This is a genomic window from Pseudomonas sp. ZS1P83 (genome assembly GCF_054897825.1).
This window is the reverse complement of the sequence record NZ_CM142706.1, coordinates 5,062,397-5,082,954: the sequence shown is the minus strand read 5'-3', so window position 1 is coordinate 5,082,954 and position 20,558 is coordinate 5,062,397. Positions and strand designations below refer to the sequence as shown.

Annotated in this window: 17 protein-coding genes and 1 pseudogene; 15 read left to right on the top strand and 3 right to left on the bottom strand. The window is 59.8% G+C overall.

From position 1 onward, the window contains the following. Positions 1–48: 48 nt before the first annotated feature. Both ACYZT0_RS23855 and ACYZT0_RS23850 read left to right on the top strand, forming a co-directional pair. Positions 49–1,059 carry a class 1 fructose-bisphosphatase gene (locus ACYZT0_RS23855; protein WP_282377315.1) on the top strand — a complete coding sequence of 337 codons (1,011 nt, stop codon included), beginning with the start codon at positions 49–51 and terminating at the stop codon, positions 1,057–1,059. A gap of 4 nt (positions 1,060–1,063) precedes the next feature. Next, positions 1,064–1,666, top strand: a complete 603-nt coding sequence (locus ACYZT0_RS23850; RefSeq protein ID WP_462043271.1) for a DUF924 family protein — start codon at positions 1,064–1,066, stop codon at positions 1,664–1,666. A gap of 107 nt (positions 1,667–1,773) precedes the next feature. Here ACYZT0_RS23850 and ACYZT0_RS23845 read toward each other — a convergent pair whose 3' ends face one another. Together ACYZT0_RS23845 and ACYZT0_RS23840 are read right to left on the bottom strand one after the other, a co-directional pair. Further along, positions 1,774–2,538: a methyl-accepting chemotaxis protein gene (locus ACYZT0_RS23845; RefSeq protein ID WP_462046628.1), complete on the bottom strand. Its 765-nt coding sequence runs from the start codon at positions 2,536–2,538 to the stop codon at positions 1,774–1,776. 93 nt (positions 2,539–2,631) lie between these two features. Beyond that, positions 2,632–3,654, bottom strand: a pseudogene (locus tag ACYZT0_RS23840) (HAMP domain-containing protein); the annotation flags it as partial. Positions 3,655–3,948: 294 nt separating this feature from the next. Here ACYZT0_RS23840 and ACYZT0_RS23835 point away from each other — a divergent pair. Together ACYZT0_RS23835 and ACYZT0_RS23830 are read left to right on the top strand one after the other, a co-directional pair. Beyond that, the gene (locus ACYZT0_RS23835) at positions 3,949–4,203 is read left to right on the top strand and encodes a lipoprotein (protein ID WP_045061982.1); all 255 of its coding nucleotides are present in this window, start codon (positions 3,949–3,951) and stop codon (positions 4,201–4,203) included. 31 nt (positions 4,204–4,234) lie between these two features. Beyond that, on the top strand, positions 4,235–4,804 hold the full coding sequence (locus tag ACYZT0_RS23830; RefSeq protein ID WP_462043270.1) for a lipocalin family protein: 570 nt from the start codon (positions 4,235–4,237) through the stop codon (positions 4,802–4,804). 129 nt (positions 4,805–4,933) lie between these two features. On the opposite strand, the gene ACYZT0_RS23825 is transcribed toward ACYZT0_RS23830, so the two are convergent. Next, entirely contained in the window at positions 4,934–6,298 is a 1,365-nt protein-coding gene (locus ACYZT0_RS23825) for a formimidoylglutamate deiminase (RefSeq protein WP_462043268.1), read from the bottom strand. 305 nt (positions 6,299–6,603) lie between these two features. Here ACYZT0_RS23825 and hutC point away from each other — a divergent pair, with 305 nt between their 5' ends. From hutC to hutI, 11 genes are all read left to right on the top strand, one after another. Further along, positions 6,604–7,314 (top strand): histidine utilization repressor, encoded by a 711-nt coding sequence (gene hutC / locus ACYZT0_RS23820; protein WP_462046627.1) that lies wholly within the window; start codon positions 6,604–6,606, stop codon positions 7,312–7,314. A 10-nt stretch (positions 7,315–7,324) separates the two neighbouring features. Next, positions 7,325–7,894, top strand: a complete 570-nt coding sequence (locus tag ACYZT0_RS23815) for a HutD/Ves family protein (RefSeq protein WP_462043267.1) — start codon at positions 7,325–7,327, stop codon at positions 7,892–7,894. A 480-nt stretch (positions 7,895–8,374) separates the two neighbouring features. Further along, the gene (hutU, locus tag ACYZT0_RS23810; protein ID WP_462043266.1) at positions 8,375–10,078 is read left to right on the top strand and encodes a urocanate hydratase; all 1,704 of its coding nucleotides are present in this window, start codon (positions 8,375–8,377) and stop codon (positions 10,076–10,078) included. A 44-nt stretch (positions 10,079–10,122) separates the two neighbouring features. After that, positions 10,123–11,595 (top strand): purine-cytosine permease family protein, encoded by a 1,473-nt coding sequence (locus ACYZT0_RS23805; protein WP_462043265.1) that lies wholly within the window; start codon positions 10,123–10,125, stop codon positions 11,593–11,595. A 68-nt stretch (positions 11,596–11,663) separates the two neighbouring features. Further along, the gene (locus ACYZT0_RS23800; protein WP_462043264.1) at positions 11,664–12,632 is read left to right on the top strand and encodes an ABC transporter substrate-binding protein; all 969 of its coding nucleotides are present in this window, start codon (positions 11,664–11,666) and stop codon (positions 12,630–12,632) included. A 70-nt stretch (positions 12,633–12,702) separates the two neighbouring features. Beyond that, positions 12,703–13,554, top strand: a complete 852-nt coding sequence (locus ACYZT0_RS23795; protein WP_045061975.1) for an ABC transporter permease — start codon at positions 12,703–12,705, stop codon at positions 13,552–13,554. Next, positions 13,551–14,381: a quaternary amine ABC transporter ATP-binding protein gene (locus ACYZT0_RS23790; protein WP_462043263.1), complete on the top strand. Its 831-nt coding sequence runs from the start codon at positions 13,551–13,553 to the stop codon at positions 14,379–14,381. Before ACYZT0_RS23795 ends, ACYZT0_RS23790 begins: the two co-directional genes overlap by 4 nt. Before the next feature lie 161 nt (positions 14,382–14,542). Beyond that, positions 14,543–16,066 (top strand): histidine ammonia-lyase, encoded by a 1,524-nt coding sequence (hutH, locus tag ACYZT0_RS23785; protein WP_462043262.1) that lies wholly within the window; start codon positions 14,543–14,545, stop codon positions 16,064–16,066. 133 nt (positions 16,067–16,199) lie between these two features. Further along, entirely contained in the window at positions 16,200–17,732 is a 1,533-nt protein-coding gene (hutH, locus tag ACYZT0_RS23780; protein ID WP_462043261.1) for a histidine ammonia-lyase, read from the top strand. A gap of 183 nt (positions 17,733–17,915) precedes the next feature. After that, positions 17,916–19,325, top strand: a complete 1,410-nt coding sequence (locus ACYZT0_RS23775; protein ID WP_462043260.1) for an amino acid permease — start codon at positions 17,916–17,918, stop codon at positions 19,323–19,325. Positions 19,326–19,342: 17 nt separating this feature from the next. Continuing rightward, positions 19,343–20,548, top strand: coding sequence for an imidazolonepropionase (hutI, locus tag ACYZT0_RS23770; protein WP_462043259.1), 1,206 nt, complete (start codon positions 19,343–19,345; stop codon positions 20,546–20,548). Positions 20,549–20,558 lie beyond the last annotated feature (10 nt).

The window sequence follows — 20,558 nt, the reverse complement described above, 5'->3', positions numbered from 1 at the left end:
GCGTTAAACTGCGCGGGTTTTTAGCCCCCCATTCCACCGGAGCCTTCCATGTCCCGCGTTACCCTGAGTCGCTATTTGATTGAGCAGACCCGTAGCAACAACACGCCTGCCGATCTGCGTTTCCTGATCGAAGTGGTGGCGCGCGCCTGCAAGGAAATCAGCCACGCCGTGTCCAAAGGCGCCCTCGGTGGTGTTCTGGGCAGCATGGGCACCGAAAACGTCCAAGGCGAAGTGCAGAAGAAACTCGACGTGATCTCCAACGAGATCTTGCTCGAAGCCAACGAATGGGGCGGTCACCTGGCCGGCATGGCGTCCGAAGAAATGGACAATGCCTACCAGATCCCGGGCAAATACCCGAAAGGCGCGTACTTGCTGGTATTCGACCCACTGGACGGCTCGTCGAACATTGATATCAACGCACCGGTCGGTACTATCTTCTCGGTGCTGCGTTGCCCGAACGAATACCTGAGCCAGAACGAAGCCTTGAACGAAAAGGCCTTCCTGCAGCCAGGCACCGAGCAGGTAGCCGCCGGTTATGCCATCTACGGCCCGCAGACCATGCTGGTGCTGACCCTGGGTGATGGCGTGAAGGGCTTTACCCTGGACCGTGAAATGGGCAGCTTCGTGCTGACCCACGAAGACATCACGATCCCGGAGTCCACTCAGGAATTCGCGATCAACGCGTCCAACCAGCGTCACTGGGAAGCACCGGTACAACGCTACGTCGGCGAATTGCTGGCTGGCGACGAAGGCCCGCTGAAGAAGAACTACAACATGCGCTGGGTGGCCGCGATGGTCGCCGATGTGCACCGCATCCTGACCCGTGGTGGCCTGTTCATGTACCCGCGCGACAGCCGCGAGCCGTCGAAGCCGGGCAAACTGCGTTTGATGTACGAAGCCAACCCGATGTCGTTCCTGGTTGAGCAAGCGGGCGGCGCGTCCACCGATGGTCACCAGCGCATCCTCGACATTCAGCCTGAAGGCCTGCACCAGCGCGTAGCGGTGTTCCTCGGCTCGAAAGAAGAAGTCGCACGCGTCACGGCTTACCACAAGGAATAAATCCATGACCGCGCCCTGGAAGCCGTTGCTCGAATGGTGGTTTGGAAACTCCGAATCACCCAACGAAGTAGCGGCTGACAAGGGCAAGTTGTGGTTCGGCAAACGCGACAGCCAGGACCTCGAAGCGCGCACGCGTTTCGGGGACTGGGTCGAGCAGGCACTGGCCGGCGGATTGACTGACTGGGCGCAACGCCCCGAAGGTTGGCTGGCCCTGGTGCTGTTGCTCGATCAACTCCCGCGAATGATCTTTCGCGACACGCCCAAATCCTTTTCAGGCGATCTCAGGGCTCAGGCACTGGTGGCGCAAGGCATCGCTGCGGATTTCGATCGGCAGTTGCGGCCGATCCAGCGGGTGTTCATCTACCTGGTGTTTGAGCATTGCGAAAACCTGGTGGTGCAGAATGAAGCAGTTTCGCGGTTTATCGAGTTGGTGGTGCGACAACCGGAGGCTGATCGGGCGGTGTTTGCCGATAACCTGGATTATGCCGAGCGGCATCAGAAAGTGATTGCGCGGTTTGGGCGGTTTCCGCATAGGAATGCGGTGTTGGGGCGGGAATCTACGGCTGAGGAGTTGGAGTTTCTTTCGGGGCCTGGTTCAAGGTTTTAAATCTTCATCGCGGCTGATGCCGCCTTCGCGGGCAAGCCTCGCTCCTACAAGGATCAATGTCCTCTGTAGGAGCGAGGCTTGCCCGCGAAGGGGCCCGCAAGAACGGCTTAGATCCTGAAACTACCCACCAACTGCTTCAACCGCGCCGCCTGCCGCTCAAGATCGGCACACGCGCGCAAGGTCGACTGCAAGTTCTCCACGCCTTCCTGGTTCAACGTGTTGATCTCGGTAATGTCGACGTTGATCGATTCCACCACCGCCGTCTGCTCTTCTGTCGCTGTCGCCACCGACTGGTTCATCCCGTCGATCTCACCGATCCGCTGAGTCACGCTGCTCAGACGTTCGCCCGCCTGGTTGGCAATGCCGACGCTGCTTTCGCTCTGGCGCTGGCTCTCGGTCATGGTGCTCACGGCTTCCCGGGCGCCGACTTGCAGTTCCTCGATCATCTTCTGCACTTGCTGCGCCGAATCCTGGGTACGGTGCGCGAGGTTACGCACCTCGTCCGCTACCACGGCAAAACCACGACCGGCTTCACCGGCGCGGGCCGCTTCGATGGCTGCGTTGAGCGCCAGCAAGTTGGTCTGCTGGGAGATGCTGGTGATCACCTCCAGAATCTGCCCGATGTTCACGGTGTTGCTGTTAAGCGTTTCGATGTTGCCGCACGAATCGCTGATCTTCGCCGAGAGCTGCTGCATCGCCGCGATGGTTTTATCGACGACTTGCTGACCGTCTTCGGCCAATGCGCGAGCATCGCTCGAATGCTGAGAGGCGAGGGCGGCGTTCTGGGCGATTTCCTGGGCGGCGGCGCCCAGCTCGTTGATGGCTGCGGCCACGCTGCTGGTGCGCGAAGCTTGCTGGTCAGAGTTGAACATCGACGAGTTCGACGCGGCAACCACACGCAGCGCGACTTCATTGACCTGGCCAGTGGCCGAGGACACCTCGCGGATCGAGGTGTGAATACGTTCCACAAAACGGTTGAACGAGGTACCCAGCGCGCCGAATTCATCGTGGCCGTGGATGGTCAGTCGTTTGGTCAGGTCGCCTTCACCTTCGGCGATGTCATGCATCGCGCGACCCATGGTCAGCAGCGGCTGCATCAAGAAGCTGATCAGCATGCTCAACAGCGCGATGATGATCACCACGGCAATGACCATGGCGATAATCGCCGACGTGCGGAATTCGCTGAGCATCGAGAACGCGGTGTCCTGTTCCAGCACCAGCGCCACGTACCAGTCTGCCGAGGGCACACCGTTGACGTGTGTAAAGGAGATGAATTGAGTCTTGCCGTCGATCTCGACTTCTTTCATGCCCGGGCTGACTTTCGGGGCGCCGTTCGGGTAGGCGTCGGTCAGGCTCTTGAGTACCAGTTTACTGTCCGGGTGGATCAGGATTTTGCCGTCGGCACTGACGATAAAGGCATGGCCGTGGCCGCCGAAGTTCAGCGAGTTGATGATCGCGCTGACGCTGGACAGGTCAATGTCTGCGCCGGCGACGCCGATCATTTGATTCTGATGTTTCACCGGTGTGGCGACGGTGATCACCAGCTTGCCCGACGACGCGGCGATATACGGTTCGGTGACGATGGTCTGTTGCGCGCTGTAGGCCGCCTTGTACCAGCCGCGGGCGCGGGGATCGTAATCCGCCGCACGATTGCCGGCCGGGACCGAAAACATCACGCCGTCGGTGCCACCGAAGTAGCTCAGCTGAAAATTACTGGTGTAGGCCGGCAGGTCAATGGCGCGCTTGAGGTTGGCCTGAGCGCTGCCGTCCACCGCGATCTGCTGCGACAGCGATTGCAGCAACTGAATGCGGCTTTCCAGCCAGGTCTGGATGTTGCTGGTGGTCAGGCTGCCGAGTTCCTGCATCGAGGATTCGGTACTGCTGCGCAGGGTTTGCCGCTGGCGGTAGTCGTTGAAGAGGATGAAGCAAGCGAATGCAACGGCCACCACGAGGGCAGCAGCCAACAAGATCTTGTGGCTGAACTTCATGTTTTTGGTCATTAAATGAACTACCGCGAAGAGGCTGGTCAACAAAGGGGGCGTAAATTTGCCACAGTCGTGGGCTTTGCGCTGCTTTTATGTCGACTGAGCGGCGCCAAAGATTAGGCGGCTTTTGCGAAAACCGACGAAATGTTCAACAGCAAACAAAAGTTCCTTCTATTTCACGAAAGGCGGACGGCCGGCCCAAAAATAGCCGACCGGCCACGGAACCAGATGGGGGTTTTCTCTTCTAAGCTTCTGCTTGGCAGTCCTGCCATTCCCCTTCGCCCCAGGAGCTACACAATGTCGCTGCGTTCAATCGCCCTGCTTTCGTTCTGCGTGTTGCTGGCCGCGTGCAGCAAGGTCAATCAGGAAAACTACTCGAAGCTGTCGTCAGGCATGCCCAAGGCCGAGGTAGAAACCTTGTTGGGTAAACCCACTGACTGCTCGGGCGCGCTCGGCATGTCCAGTTGCACCTGGGGTGACAAAAACAGCTTTATCAGCGTGCAGTACGCCGGTGACAAAGTGCTGATGTTTTCCGGCCAAGGCCTGAAGTAATCCGGGGCTAAGCGCCCACGGGAGAAAAATAATGAAGCGGTTACTGATAGTCCTTTTTGCCGGCCTGGTATTGGCCGGCTGCGCCACTTCCGGCGTAGATCCGTTGGCACCGAAAACCGTCAACAGCGTCAATCTTAAGAAGTACCAAGGGACCTGGTACGAGTTGGCCCGTCTGCCGATGTATTTCCAGCGCAACTGCGCGCAATCCGAAGCCCATTACACGCTCAAGCCTGACGGCGACGTGTTGGTACTGAACCGCTGCCTGACGGCGGACTGGCAATGGGAAGAGGCCAAAGGCACGGCTTGGCCACAGGTGCCGGGCAAACCCGACAAATTGTGGGTCGAGTTCGACAACTGGTTTTCGCGGCTGATACCGGGTGTGGCGAAGGGCGAATACTGGGTGTTGTACGTCAGCGATGACTACAAGACCGCCATTGTTGGCGATCCGAGCCGCAAGTATCTGTGGCTGCTGTCCCGGACCCCGACGGTCAATGGCGTTGTGCGTGAGGAATTGCTGAGCAAGGCACGTCAGCAGGGCTACGACACCACGCGACTGATCTGGCGCGCGACAGATACGCAAATGGCCAAGACTTCGAACTGATTAATCCGCTAATGATAGTTCCCACGCTCCGCGTGGGAATGCAGCCCGGGACGCTCCGCGTCCCAAGAGCGGACGCAGAGCGTCCATTGAGGCATTCCCACGCAGAGCGTGGGAATGATCAGTGAGGGATCAGTCCAGGAGGTCGCGCAGGACTTGGGTGAAGGCGCGATTGCTTTCTTCTTCCCCGGCATGATGCCCGTCGCGCACTACCCACTGGCCATTGACCAGTACATCCCGCACCTGGCGGTCGCCGCCGGCAAACAACCAACGATTGAGAATCCCGTCGCCACTGGCTGTCGCCAGGTACGGATCGTTGCCATCCAGCACCAGCCAATCCGCGCGTTTGCCAACTTCCAGCGCGCCAATCGGCTGACCCAACGCCTGAGCCCCGCCATCCAGCGCTGCGTCGTACAGCGTGCGGCCAACCATCGGCTGATCCGCGCCATACAAACGATTACGACGTTGGTCGCGCAGGCGCTGGCCATATTCCAACCAGCGCAATTCTTCCACCACGCTCAATGACACATGACTGTCGGAGCCGATCCCCATGCGCCCGCCCTGAGCGAGGAAATCCACCGCCGGGAAGATACCGTCGCCGAGGTTGGCTTCGGTCGTCAGGCACAAACCGGCGATGGCGCGACTCTTGGCCATCAGCGTAACTTCTTCCGGGTTGGCGTGGGTCGCGTGAACCAGGCACCAGCGTTGATCGACCTCGGTGTTTTCGTACAGCCATTGCAGCGGACGGCGACCGCTCCAGCCCAGGCAGTCATCAACTTCTTTCTGCTGCTCGGCGATGTGAATGTGCACAGGGCACCGCTTGTCGCTGGCGGCCAGCACTTCGCTGATTTGCTGCGGTGTTACCGCACGCAACGAGTGGAAACACAAACCCAGCGACTGCGCCGGTTGTTGCGCCAGGATTGGCTGCAAGCGCGACTGAAGCTTGAGGTAGTTTTCGGTGGTGTTGATAAAGCGACGCTGACCTTCGTTCGGGGCTTGACCGCCGAACCCGGAATGGCTGTAGAGCACCGGCAGCAGGGTCAGGCCGATCCCGGCGGAACTGGCGGCCTGGCTGATGCGCAGCGCCAGTTCGGCCGGGTCCGTGTACGGTTGGCCGTTATTATCGTGGTGTACGTAATGAAATTCCGCGACCGAGGTGTAACCGGCCTTGAGCATTTCGATGTACAGCTGACGGGCGATGACGCCGAGCTGCTCCGGGCTGATTTTTCCGACGAGGCGATACATCAAATCACGCCAGGTCCAGAAACTGTCGTTCGGATTACCCGCCACTTCCGCCAACCCGGCCATGGCCCGCTGGAACGCGTGGGAGTGCAAATTCGGCATACCAGGCAGCAGCGGACCGCTAAGCCGTTCGGCGCCATCTGCGTGGGAATCGGCCTGGATATGGGTCAACACGCCATTGGCGCTGACCTCAAGACGTACATTGTTGGCCCATCCACTAGGCAGCAGCGCGCGTTCGGCAAAGAAGGCGGACATGGTTCAGCACCCCATCGTGTGTTATTTGTATATACATATACAGACGTTTGCCTGCTCGGTAAACTCCGGCAAGCTATGTGGCTCGTGTGGTTAGTTCGTCAGTTCAAGTCCGGATGCCAGAAATTCAGAGCCAAGGCGCTGCGACGAGTCATAGCTGGCTATGGCGAGGAGCAGCAACGCAGGATCTGGATTTCTGGCGCCGAAATTGAATGACAGAACTAACCATACGAGCCATATCACCTCTAACAGATCAACAAGGATTAACCGTGCCGACTCCGCCTGCAGTCTCTCCGTTGGCCGCACACATGGGCGACAGTCCGGCGCCCTTGTACGCCCGCGTCAAACAGATGATCACCCAGCAAATTGACAGTGGAAACTGGCCGCCGCACTACCGCGTTCCGTCGGAAAGCGAGCTGGTCAACCAGCTGGGCTTCAGCCGCATGACCATCAACCGCGCCCTGCGCGAGATGACCGCCGACGGTCTGTTGGTGCGCATGCAAGGTGTCGGCACTTTTGTCGCCGAGCCGAAAAGTCAGTCCGCGCTGTTTGAAGTGCACAACATCGCCGACGAAATCGCCTCCCGTGGCCATCGCCATACCTGCAAGGTCATCATCCTCGAAGAAGAGGCTGCCGGCTCCGAGCGCGCCTTGGCGCTGGACATGCGCGAGGGCCAGAAAGTCTTTCACTCGCTGATTGTGCATTTCGAAAACGATATCCCGGTGCAAATCGAAGACCGTTTCGTCAACGCACTGGTGGCGCCGGACTACCTCAAGCAGGACTTCACCCTGCAAACGCCCTACGCCTATCTGAACCAGGTCGCGCCGCTGACCGAAGGCGAGCATGTGGTCGAGGCGATTCTGGCCGAGGCCACCGAGTGCAAATTGCTGCAGATTGAAAAGGGCGAGCCGTGCCTGCTGATTCGTCGCCGTACCTGGTCCGGCCGTCAGCCGGTGACCGCCGCCCGTTTGATCCACCCCGGTTCCCGTCATCGTCTGGAAGGTCGGTTTCATAAATAGAGAGCCATAAATGAATGAGTTGAAGGTTCTACGCGCAAAGGATTACCCGCGCATGCCGTGGAAAAACGGCGGCGGCAGCACCGAAGAAATCACCCGTGATGCGGGCACCGGCCTTGATGGATTTGGCTGGCGCCTGTCGATTGCCGATATTGGCGAGTCGGGCGGGTTTTCCACCTTTGCCGGTTACGAGCGGGTGATCACCGTATTGCAAGGCGACGGCATGACCTTGCGCGTCGATGGTCAGGACACTCGGCCATTGTTACCGCTGGACCCGTTTGCCTTCAGTGGTGAGAGCCAGGTTTCCTGCACATTGCTAGGCGGGCCGATCCGCGATTTCAACCTGATCTATGCGCCGCAGCGTTACCGCGCGCGGTTGCAGTGGTTGGACGGCGAGCAGCGGTTTTTCAGCTCGGCGGGCACTGTGCTCGTGTTCAGTGTCACCGACGAGCTTGACGTGCAGGTCGGTAACAGCGCCTCACAACTCGGTCGGCATGATTGCCTGCAACTCGACGGTAACGCCGGCCTGCTGGAAGTCTCCAGCAACGGGCCATGCTGCGTGATTGAGCTGACTGCACACTGATCCAAAAACCACCACTGATCGTTCCCACGCTCCCGCGTGGGAATGCATCCCCTGACGCTCCGCGTCACCGTCGCAACAGCGGACGCGGAGCGTCCAAAGAGGCGTTACCACGCAGAGCGTGGGAACGATCATCTGATTCGAAACTGCGCACCACTTTGTTACCGAACGCCCCAGCGTGGCGCAAAACCCCGATCAAGTAACAGCTGTCACTCCCCTTGAAAAATCCCTCCGAAAAATTTCATCTCTGCCATAACCCTTGATCCAGACGCTTTCCAGCCCTTACAAAACTTTTCTTGAACAGCCATCCAACAAGTTGGCCGCTTGATTGCATATGCTTGTATGTACAAGTAAAGACGTATGCGTATGAGTCGATCCAGATTCCTCGCAGCGTCAACTGATTCGCTTATGGCGCAACGATGCGCACAAGCAGGCTGCCCACCGCCAGGGTTGGTTTGGATTGATCGCTGAGGAGTCTTTTTCGTGACTGACAATACCCAGAAACCTACTACCGCCTCTTTTACAAAGCACCGTGACGTTGAAATTCGTGCCGCTCGCGGTAACAAGCTGACCGCAAAAAGCTGGTTGACCGAAGCGCCGCTGCGCATGCTGATGAACAACCTCGACCCGGAAGTCGCCGAGAACCCTAAAGAACTGGTGGTTTACGGTGGTATCGGTCGTGCGGCGCGTAACTGGGAATGCTACGACAAGATCGTCGAAAGCCTGACCAACCTGAACGACGACGAGACCCTGCTGGTGCAATCCGGCAAGCCGGTCGGCGTGTTCAAGACCCACAGTAACGCCCCGCGCGTACTGATCGCCAACTCCAACCTGGTGCCACACTGGGCGAGCTGGGAACACTTCAACGAACTCGACGCCAAAGGCCTGGCCATGTACGGCCAGATGACCGCCGGCAGTTGGATCTACATCGGCAGCCAGGGCATCGTCCAGGGTACCTACGAAACCTTCGTCGAAGCCGGTCGCCAACACTACAACGATGACCTGACAGGTCGTTGGGTCCTGACCGCAGGCCTCGGTGGCATGGGCGGCGCTCAACCACTGGCCGCGACCCTGGCCGGCGCTTGCTCGCTGAACATCGAATGCCAGCAGGTCAGCATCGATTTCCGCCTGAACAGCCGCTATGTCGATGAGCAAGCCACCGACCTCGACGACGCTCTGGCGCGCATCGCTAAATACACCAAGGAAGGCAAAGCGATTTCCATCGCGCTGCTCGGCAACGCGGCTGAAATCCTGCCGGAACTGGTCAAGCGCGGCGTGCGCCCGGACATGGTCACCGACCAGACCAGCGCCCACGACCCGCTCAACGGTTACCTGCCAGCCGGCTGGACCTGGGACGAATACCGCGCTCGCGCCAAGACCGAGCCAGCTGCCGTGGTGAAAGCCGCCAAGCAATCGATGGCCGTGCACGTTAAAGCCATGCTCGAATTCCAGAAGATGGGCATCCCGACCTTCGACTACGGCAACAACATCCGTCAAATGGCGCAAGAAGAAGGCGTTGAAAACGCATTCGACTTCCCGGGTTTCGTACCGGCTTACATCCGTCCGCTGTTCTGCCGTGGCATCGGCCCGTTCCGTTGGGCTGCACTGTCGGGCGATCCGCAGGACATCTACAAAACCGACGCCAAAGTAAAAGAACTGATCCCGGACGACGCCCACCTGCACAACTGGCTGGACATGGCGCGCGAGCGCATCAGCTTCCAGGGTCTGCCGGCACGTATCTGCTGGGTTGGCCTGGGCCTGCGCGCCAAGCTCGGTCTGGCGTTCAACGAAATGGTTCGCAGCGGTGAATTGTCCGCGCCAATCGTGATTGGTCGCGACCACCTGGACTCCGGTTCTGTCGCCAGCCCGAACCGCGAAACCGAATCCATGCAGGACGGTTCCGATGCCGTGTCCGACTGGCCACTGCTCAACGCGCTGCTCAACACCGCGAGCGGCGCGACCTGGGTTTCCCTGCACCACGGCGGCGGCGTCGGCATGGGCTTCTCCCAGCACTCGGGCATGGTGATTGTCTGCGACGGTACTGACGAAGCGGCCGAGCGTATCGCTCGCGTACTGCACAACGACCCGGCCACCGGTGTCATGCGTCACGCCGATGCGGGCTACCAGATCGCTATCGACTGCGCCAAGGAACAGGGACTGAACCTGCCGATGATTACCGGTAAATAACAACGCAAAGCCAACCCCACAAAACAATCCACAGAGGTTGAATCATGGCTGTTAACAGCGATCGTGCAGGCAGTAAACCGTTGATCGAGAAACGTTCGATCGACTACATCCCGGAAGCGGAGAGACACGGTCGTTTGTTAAGCCAATTCACCCTGTGGTTGGGTGCCAACCTGCAAATCACTGCGATTGTAACGGGTGCGCTGGCGGTGGTGCTCGGTGGTGATGTGTTCTGGTCGTTGATCGGTCTGTTGATCGGTCAACTGCTGGGCGGCGGGGTGATGGCGTTGCATGCGGCGCAAGGGCCCAAGCTTGGCCTGCCGCAGATGATCTCCAGCCGGGTACAGTTCGGGGTTTATGGCGCGGCCATCCCGATCGTGCTGGTCTGTTTGATGTACCTCGGCTTCACCGCAACGGGAACCGTGCTTTCCGGTCAGGCGCTGGGCCAGTTGTTTGGCGTCAGCGACAGCGTCGGTATCCTCATCTTCGCCAGTGTCATCGTGCTGGTCACGGTGCTCGGTTATCGGGTGATCCATTTCATTGGCCGTGTCGCCAGCGTCATTGGTGTAATTGCCTTTGTTTACCTGTTCAGTCGTCTGATGAGCCAGACTGACATTGGCGCACTGCTGCAAATCCGTCACTTCAGCTGGAGCAGTTTCCTGCTCTCGGTGTCGCTCGCGGCGTCCTGGCAGATCGCCTTCGGCCCTTACGTGGCTGACTATTCGCGCTACCTGCCAAGCAAGATTTCCTCGGTGAAAACCTTTTTCGCCGCTGGCGCGGGTTCGGTCATTGGCGCACAGGTGGCGATGATCCTCGGCGTGTTTGCCGCCGCCACGGCCAATGGGCAATTCGCCGGCCACGAAGTAGCCTACATCGTTGGTTTGGGCGGTACCGGTGCCACCGCTGCGCTGCTGTACTTCAGCATCGCGTTCGGCAAGGTCACCATCTCCACGCTGAATTCCTACGGCAGCTTCATGTGCATCGCGACCATCATCAGCGGTTTCCGTGGTCACCTGCAGGTCACGCGCTTGCAGCGTCTGGTTTTCGTGCTGGTCATCGTTGGTACTGCGACCCTGATCGCGCTGCTCGGTCAGCACTCGTTCCTCGGTGCGTTCAAGTCGTTCATCCTGTTCTTGCTGGCGTTCTTTACGCCATGGAGCGCGATCAACCTGGTGGACTACTACTGCATCACCCGCGAGCGCTATGACGTGCCGGCGTTGGCCGATCCGAACGGTCGCTACGGCCGTTGGAACCCTCTCGGTATCAGCGTCTATGTCTTCGGTGTACTGGTGCAACTGCCGTTCATCTCCACCAAGTTCTATACCGGTCCGCTGGTAGACGCCCTGGGTGGTGTGGATATTTCCTGGATCATCGGTCTGGTGCTTCCCGCAGCCCTGTATTACGTGTGCGCAAAAAAATGGCATGGCACCGTACCCGATCAACTGATTCTGCCGGTCGAGCAGGACAGCGTTGTACAACCTAAAACAAGCGGGGCCGGTCGCGCTGCGGCGCAGACCTGATTGGATGTGGACAGGGCTGGATGCCTCTTGACTGCCGTAAGCCAATTCATGATTAGGAGCGTCACACAATGAAATCGAACAAGACCCTGCTGACCACATTGCTTTCCATGGGCCTGCTGGCCAGTGCCGGCGCCACTCAGGCGGCTGGTTGGTGCGAGTCGGGAAAACCGGTGAAGTTCGCCGGCCTGAACTGGGAAAGCGGCATGCTGTTGACCGACGTGATGCAGGTCGTGCTGGAGAAAGGTTACGACTGCAAGGTCGACAGCCTGCCAGGCAACTCCATCACCATGGAAAACGCCCTGAGCAGCAACGACATTCAAGTGTTCGCCGAAGAATGGGTCGGCCGTAGCGAGGTTTGGAACAAGGCCGAGAAGGCCGGCAAAGTCGTCGGTGTCGGTGCTCCGGTGGTGGGTGCCATCGAAGGTTGGTACGTGCCGCGCTACGTGATCGAAGGCGACGCCAAGCGCAAGCTGGAACCCAAGGCGCCGGACCTGAAAAACATCGCCGACCTGGCCAAGTACGCCGCCGTGTTCAAGGATCAGGAAGAGCCATCGAAGGGCCGTTTCTACAACTGCCCGGCCGGCTGGACCTGTGAGCTGGACAACAGCGAAATGCTGAAAAGCTACGGTCTGGAAAGCACCTACACCAACTTCCGTCCGGGCACCGGCCCGGCGCTGGATGCCGCGGTGCTGTCGAGCTACAAACGTGGCGAGCCGATCCTGTTCTACTACTGGTCTCCAACCCCGCTGATGGGCCAGGTGGACCTGGTTAAACTCGAAGAGAAGCCAGGCGTGGACAAGCGCGTAACCATCAAGGTCGGCCTGTCCAAGACCTTCCACGAGCAAGCCCCGGAACTGGTGGCTGTGCTGGAAAAGGTCAACCTGCCAATCGACCTGCTGAATCAGAACCTCGGGCGCATGGCCAAAGAGCGGATCGACTCACCAAAACTGGCGAAAACCTTCCTCAAGGAACATCCTGAAGTCTGGCACGCATGGGTGAGCGAAGACGCAGCCAAAAAGATCGACGCGGCCTTGTAGGTTGAGCCTCTCCGACTGCCCTGAGCGGCAGTCGGACGCTTGATCGCAACCCCTTGATTGAGAGTCTCTTATGTTTCCCGAAAGCTTTACCTTTTCCATCGCCGACTGGGTCAACGGTTGGGTCGATTCGCTGGTCACCAACTACGGCGACGTGTTCCGGCAGATCTCCGACACCCTGTTGTGGGCCATCGTCAATCTTGAAGGGTTGCTGCGTGCGGCGCCCTGGTGGCTGATGCTGGCGATCGTGGCGGGCGTTGCCTGGCACGCGACCCGCAAAGTCGTGACCACCGCCGTGATCGTCGGATTGTTGTTCCTGGTTGGCGCGGTCGGCCTCTGGGACAAGCTGATGCAGACGCTGGCGCTGATGATGGTCGCGACGGTCATTTCGGTGCTGATCGGCATCCCTCTGGGCATTCTCTCGGCGCGCAGCAATCGTCTGCGTTCGGTGCTGATGCCGTTGCTGGACATCATGCAGACCATGCCGAGTTTCGTGTACCTGATCCCGGTGCTGATGCTGTTCGGTCTGGGCAAGGTTCCGGCGATTTTCGCCACCGTGATCTACGCCGCGCCACCGCTGATCCGCTTGACCGATCTGGGCATTCGCCAGGTCGACGGTGAAGTGATGGAAGCGATCAACGCCTTCGGTGCCAACCGTTGGCAGCAACTGTTCGGCGTGCAACTGCCGCTGGCCCTGCCGAGCATCATGGCCGGGATTAACCAGACCACCATGATGGCCCTGTCGATGGTGGTCATTGCCTCGATGATCGGTGCCCGTGGCCTGGGTGAAGACGTGTTGGTGGGGATTCAGACCCTCAACGTCGGACGTGGTCTTGAAGCCGGTCTGGCGATCGTGATTCTGGCAGTGGTTATCGACCGCATTACTCAAGCGTACGGTCGGCCACGGCATGAGGTGAGCAAATGAACAACGAAGCCATCAGCAAAATCGAAGTCAAAAATGTCTTCAAGATTTTCGGCAACCGTTCCAAGGATGCGCTGGCAATGATTGGTCAGGGCAAAACCAAAGATCAGGTGCTGTCCGAAACCGGCTGCGTGGTCGGCGTGAACGACTTGTCCCTGAGCATCGCTACCGGCGAGATCTTCGTGATCATGGGCCTGTCGGGCTCCGGCAAGTCCACCCTGGTGCGCCACTTCAACCGCCTGATCGACCCGACCAGCGGCGCGATCCTGGTGGACGGCGTGGACATCCTGCAATACGACATGGAAGCCCTGCGCGAATTTCGTCGGCACAAGATCAGCATGGTGTTCCAGAGCTTTGGCCTGCTGCCGCACAAGCCCGTGGTGGATAATGTCGCCTACGGCCTGAAAGTGCGTGGCGAGACCAAGCAAATGTGCTCCGAACGCGCGCTGCACTGGATCAACACCGTGGGCCTCAAGGGCTACGAAAACAAATACCCGCATCAGCTTTCCGGCGGTATGCGTCAGCGTGTAGGTCTAGCCCGCGCGTTGGCGGCGGACACTGACATCATCCTGATGGACGAAGCGTTCAGTGCCCTCGACCCGCTGATCCGCGCGGAGATGCAGGACCAGTTGCTGGAACTGCAAAAGACCCTGCACAAGACCATCGTTTTCATCACCCACGACCTTGATGAGGCGGTGCGGATTGGTAACCGGATTGCGATTCTCAAGGACGGGCGCCTGATTCAGGTGGGTACGCCGCGAGAGATCCTGCATTCGCCGGCGGATGAGTATGTGGATCGGTTCGTTCAGCGGCGGGCTGCGGTGGTTTAAAGGTCGATCGTTCCCACGCTCTGCGTGGGAATGCATCCCGTGACGCTCCGCGTCACACATGCGCAGGGCTTGAGCCTTGCGATGACAACGGGACGCGGAGCGTCCCAGGCGGCATTCCCACGCAGAGCGTGGGAACGATCAAATTTTGTATGAGGCTTCAGATGTCCCAGGCTGAAAATATCGTAATCGCCGACGCCCCGTTGCGTTGGCAGGATGTGGTCGCCGTAGCCCGCCATGGCGCACAGCTTGAGCTGTCGCCACAGGCCTGGGCGCGGATCGAGAATGCCCAAGCGATCGTCCAGCGCATCGTCGCCAGCGGCGAGCGCGCCTATGGCGTCAACACCGGCCTCGGTGCCTTGTGCAACGTCTCGTTGAAAGACGAGCAACTCAGCCAACTCTCGCGCAACACCTTGCTCAGCCACGCCTGTGGCGTTGGCGCACCATTGGCCGACGAGCAGACCCGCGCGATCATGTGTGCGGCAATCCTCAATTACAGCCAAGGCAAGTCCGGTATTCACCGCCGGGTGGTCGAAGCGTTGCTGGCGTTGCTCAATCGCGGTATCACTGCGCAAGTGCCGTCCCAGGGTTCAGTGGGTTACCTGACCCACATGGCGCACATCGGCATCGCGCTGTTGGGCGTCGGCAATGTCAGCTATCGCGGGCAGATCGTTTCTGCGCAACAAGCTCTGGCCGAAGAAGGTTTGCAACCGGTTCAGCTCGGCGCCAAAGACGGCCTGTGCCTGGTCAACGGTACGCCGTGCATGACCGGCCTCAGCTGTCTGGCGATTGCTGATGCCACGCGCCTGCTGCAATGGGCTGACGTGATCGGCGCCATGAGCTTCGAGGCCCAGCGCGGCCAGATTGCTGCGTTCGATGCCGAGATCATCGCGCTCAAGCCGCATCCGGGCATGCAGCAGGTTGGCACCAATCTACGGGCGTTGCTGGATGGCAGTGAAGTGATTGCTTCGAGCATAGGCATTCGCACGCAGGATGCGCTGAGCATCCGTTCTATTCCGCAAGTCCACGGTGCTGCACGAGATCAACTGGCGCACGCGACTCAACAGATCGAAACCGAACTCAACGGCTGCACCGATAATCCGTTGCTGCTGGGCACGCCGGACAATTTCCGCATCATGTCCCAGGCCAACCCGCACGGCCAGTCAGTGGCATTGGCGGCGGATTTGCTGGCGATTGCCATGGCGGAAATCGGCTCCATCGCCGAGCGTCGCCTGGACCGCTTGATCAACCCGCATGTCAGCGGTTTGCCGGCATTCCTGGTGGCCAACCCGGGGGTTAACTCCGGAATGATGATCGTCCAATACGTCGCCGCTTCGCTGTGCGCGGAAAACCGTCAGTTGGCGCAACCGGCGGTGCTGGACAACTACGTCACCTCGGGCCTGCAGGAAGACCACTTGAGCATGGGCACCAACGCCGCGCTGAAGCTGCATCGCGCCCTGGAAAACTGCACGCAGATCCTCGCGATTGAGTACCTGCTGGCGGCACAGGCGTTTGAATTCCTCAAAGAACAACGCTTCGGCGCCGGCACCGATACCGCCTGGCGTCTGTTGCGCGAGCGGGTCCCGGCCTACGACCAGGACCGCTGGCTGGCACCGGACATCGCCGCCGCTGCCGGTGTGTTGAAAGACCCGATTTTGCTGCACAACGCTTTACCTAACCTGAACTGATTTCCACAAAACACCAGCGTGCCAAGGCGCAGCCCCCCAAAAGGTGGGAAGCGACGGACAACGGAAATCTCCGGAGCGTCTGGTGAGTACTCTTCACCTAAGAAGAAGACAAACTCTCAAAAGGAGCACGAAAATGACTGCGCTAAACCTGATTCCCGGCCAACTGAGCCTTGCCCAACTGCGTGATATCTATCAGCAGCCGGTCAAAATCACCCTCGACAACAGCGCTTCGCAACAGATTGAAGCCAGCGTTGCCTGCGTGGAACAGATCCTCGCCGAGAACCGCACCGCTTATGGCATCAACACCGGTTTCGGCCTGCTGGCTTCGACCCGTATCGCCAGTGAAGACCTGGAAAACCTGCAGCGCTCGCTGGTGCTGTCCCACGCCGCCGGTGTCGGTGAGCCGATCAGCGACGCGCTGGTTCGACTGGTCATGGTGCTCAAGGTCAACAGCCTGAGCCGTGGTTTCTCGGGCATTCGTCGTAAGGTCATCGACGCACTGATCGCCCTGATCAATGCCGAGGTTTACCCGCACATTCCATTGAAAGGTTCGGTCGGTGCATCCGGCGATTTGGCGCCTTTGGCCCATATGTCGCTGGTGTTGCTGGGTGAAGGCAAGGCTCGCTACAAAGGCGAATGGATGGAAGCGACCGAAGCGCTGAAAGTGGCCGGTCTGACCCCGCTGACCCTGGCGGCGAAAGAAGGTCTGGCGCTGCTCAACGGTACCCAGGTTTCCACCGCTTACGCGCTGCGTGGTTTGTTCGAAGGTGAAGACCTGTTCGCTGGCGCTGTGGCGCTGGGCGCCCTGACCGTCGAAGCCGTGCTGGGCTCGCGCTCGCCGTTCGACGCCCGGATTCATGCCGCTCGCGGTCAGAAAGGCCAGATCGACGCCGCTGCCGCTTACCGCGATCTGCTGGGCGAGCGCAGCGAAGTCTCCGACTCGCACCAGAACTGCGAAAAGGTTCAGGACCCGTACTCCCTGCGTTGCCAGCCGCAAGTCATGGGCGCCTGCCTGACTCAGTTCCGTCAGGCTGCCGAAGTGCTCGCTATCGAAGCCAACGCCGTTTCGGACAACCCACTGGTATTCGCCACTGAAGGCGACGTGATCTCCGGCGGTAACTTCCACGCCGAACCGGTCGCCATGGCCGCCGACAACATGGCCTTGGCCATCGCTGAAATCGGCTCCCTGAGCGAGCGTCGTATCTCGCTGATGATGGACAAGCACATGTCGCAACTGCCGCCGTTCCTGGTGGCCAATGGCGGTGTAAACTCCGGCTTCATGATTGCCCAGGTAACAGCGGCGGCACTGGCCAGTGAGAACAAGGCGTTGTCCCATCCGCATTCGGTGGACAGCCTGCCGACTTCCGCGAACCAGGAAGATCACGTGTCGATGGCCCCGGCTGCCGGCAAGCGTCTGTGGGAAATGGCCGAAAACACTCGCGGCGTTTTGGCGGTTGAGTGGCTGGCGGCGTGCCAAGGTCTGGATCTGCGTGATGGTTTGAAGACTTCGACCAAGCTGGAAAAGGCTCGCGCCATCCTGCGTGCTGAAGTGCCGTTCTATGAGAAGGACCGGTTTTTTGCGCCGGACATCAATGCTGCTAGCGAGCTTCTGGCGACTCGTTGCCTGAACGAGCTGGTTTCGGCGAAGTTGCTGCCTAGCCTGTAACGGCCTCTTCGCGAGCAAGCCCGCTCCCACAGGGTTTTTTGATCGTTCCCACGCTCCGCGTGGGAATGCAGCCTGTGACGCTCTGCGTCACCGGACGCGGAGCGTCCCTAGAGGCACTCCCACGCGGGAGCGTGGGAACGATCATCGATCCTTTCCGCCAATAAAAATAATTAAGGACGAGAAATGCAACAGCCAGCAAAAGGTTTGAAACGCGGGCTCTCTGCCCGACATATTCGCTTCATGGCACTGGGGTCGGCGATCGGCACCGGGCTGTTTTACGGTTCTGCCTCGGCCATTCAAATGGCCGGGCCTGCAGTACTGCTCGCTTACCTGATCGGCGGCGCGGCGGTGTTCATGGTCATGCGCGCCCTCGGCGAGATGGCGGTGCACAACCCGGTGGCCGGCTCTTTCGGCCAGTACGCCAGCACTTACCTTGGGCCGATGGCGGGCTTCATCCTCGGTTGGACCTACGCGTTTGAAATGGTCATCGTCGGTATGGCCGACGTCACCGCGTTCGGGATTTACATGGGCTTCTGGTTTCCGGAAGTCGCCCGCTGGATCTGGGTGCTAGGCATCGTTTCGGTGGTCGGCGGCTTGAACCTGTGCAACGTCAAAGTCTTCGGTGAAATGGAGTTCTGGCTGTCGTTGCTCAAGGTGGCGGCCATCGTCGCGATGATCCTGGGCGGCTTCGGCATCATGCTGTTCGGCATCAGCACGGCCCCCGGCGCTCAGGCGACCGACATCAGCAATCTCTGGAGCCATGGCGGCTTCATGCCCAATGGCGTGGGCGGCCTTATCGCTTCGTTCGCGGTGGTGATGTTTGCGTTCGGCGGCATTGAAATCATCGGCGTGACGGCCGGTGAAGCCAAAGACCCGCAGCACGTGCTGCCCCGGGCGATCAATGCCGTACCGCTGCGTATTTTGCTGTTCTACGTACTGACCATGTTAGTGCTGATGTCGATCTTTCCATGGCAGCAGATCGGCAGTCAGGGCAGCCCGTTTGTGCAGATTTTCGACAATCTGGGGATCAGTTCGGCGGCGACTATTCTTAATATCGTGGTGATTTCGGCGGCGATATCGGCGATCAACAGCGACATCTTCGGCGCTGGCCGCATGATGTACGGCCTGGCCCAGCAAGGGCACGCGCCCAAGGGCTTCGCCCGGTTGTCGCGCAATGGTGTGCCATGGATGACGGTGGTGGTGATGAGTGGCGCGCTGCTGCTGGGCGTGCTGTTGAACTACCTGATTCCGGAGAACGTATTTCTGTTGATTGCCTCCATCGCGACCTTTGCGACGGTGTGGGTCTGGTTGATGATTCTGCTCACCCAAGTGGCCATGCGTCGTTCCATGAGCAGCGAACAGGTCGCACAGTTGAAATTCCCGGTACCGTTCTGGCCCTATGCGCCGATGGCGGCGATTGCCTTCATGCTGTTCATCTTCGGCGTGCTGGGCTATTTCCCGGACACCCAGGCGGCGCTGATCGTCGGTGTGGTCTGGATTGTATTGCTGGTGCTGGCCTACCTGACGTGGGTTAAGCCCGCGGCGGGGAAGGCAGTACCGGTGGAGCAGGAACCTTCTTTTTCACATCGATAACCTAACGGAGGCCAAGGATGAAAACGCTCTGGCAACACTGCCACGTCGCAACCATGGCGCAAGGCGTCTACTCGATCATCGAGGATGCGGCCGTCGTGACGTCCGGTGCGCACATTGAGTGGATTGGCCCACGCGCTGAACTGCCGGCGGGCGAATACCCGGCCGTCAATGACTTAAAAGGCGCCTGGGTGACTCCGGGCCTGATCGACTGCCACACCCACACGGTGTTCGGTGGTAACCGCAGCGGTGAATTCGAACAGCGCCTGCAAGGCGTCAGCTACGCGCAAATCGCCGCGGCCGGTGGTGGCATCGCCAGCACCGTGCGCGCCACTCGTGCTGCCACTGAAGACGAACTGTTCGCCAGCGCCGCCAAGCGCCTGAAGAGCCTGATGCGTGACGGCGTGACCACGGTCGAGATGAAATCCGGCTACGGCCTGGACCTGGCCAGTGAACGCAAGATCCTGCGGGTGATTCGCCGTCTCGGCGCCGAACTGCCGGTCAGCGTGCGCAGCACCTGCCTTGCCGCCCACGCCTTGCCGCCGGAATACGCGGACCGTGCCGACGACTACATCGATCACATCTGTGCCGTCATGCTCCCGGCCCTGGCCGCCGAAGGGCTGGTGGATGCGGTGGACGCGTTCTGTGAATACCTGGCGTTCTCGCCCGCGCAGGTCGAGCGGGTGTTCATCACTGCGCAGAATCTCGGTTTGCCGGTGAAGCTGCACGCCGAGCAGTTGTCGTCCTTGCACGGTTCAAGTCTGGCGGCGCGTTACCACGCACTGTCGGCCGATCACCTGGAATTCATGACCGAAGACGACGCCATCGCCATGGCCAAGTCCGGCACTGTCGCGGTGTTGCTGCCCGGCGCCTTCTACTTCCTGCGGGAGACTCAGTTACCGCCGATGGAGGCTTTGCGCAAACACGGCGTGAAAATCGCCATCGCCAGCGACCTCAATCCAGGCACTTCACCGGCGCTATCGTTGCGCTTGATGCTGAACATGGCCTGCACTTGTTTGCGCATGACCCCGGAAGAAGCCCTGGCGGGCGCGACGATTCATGCCGCCACCGCGTTGGGCATGGCTGAGACTCACGGCTCGCTGGAAGTCGGCAAGGTCGCGGATTTCGTCGCCTGGCAAATCGATCGTCCGGCCGACCTGTCGTACTGGTTGGGCGGTGATCTGGAAAAACGCGTCGTGCGTCACGGCGTCGAAACAAGCGTTTAGGAGAGCAGTT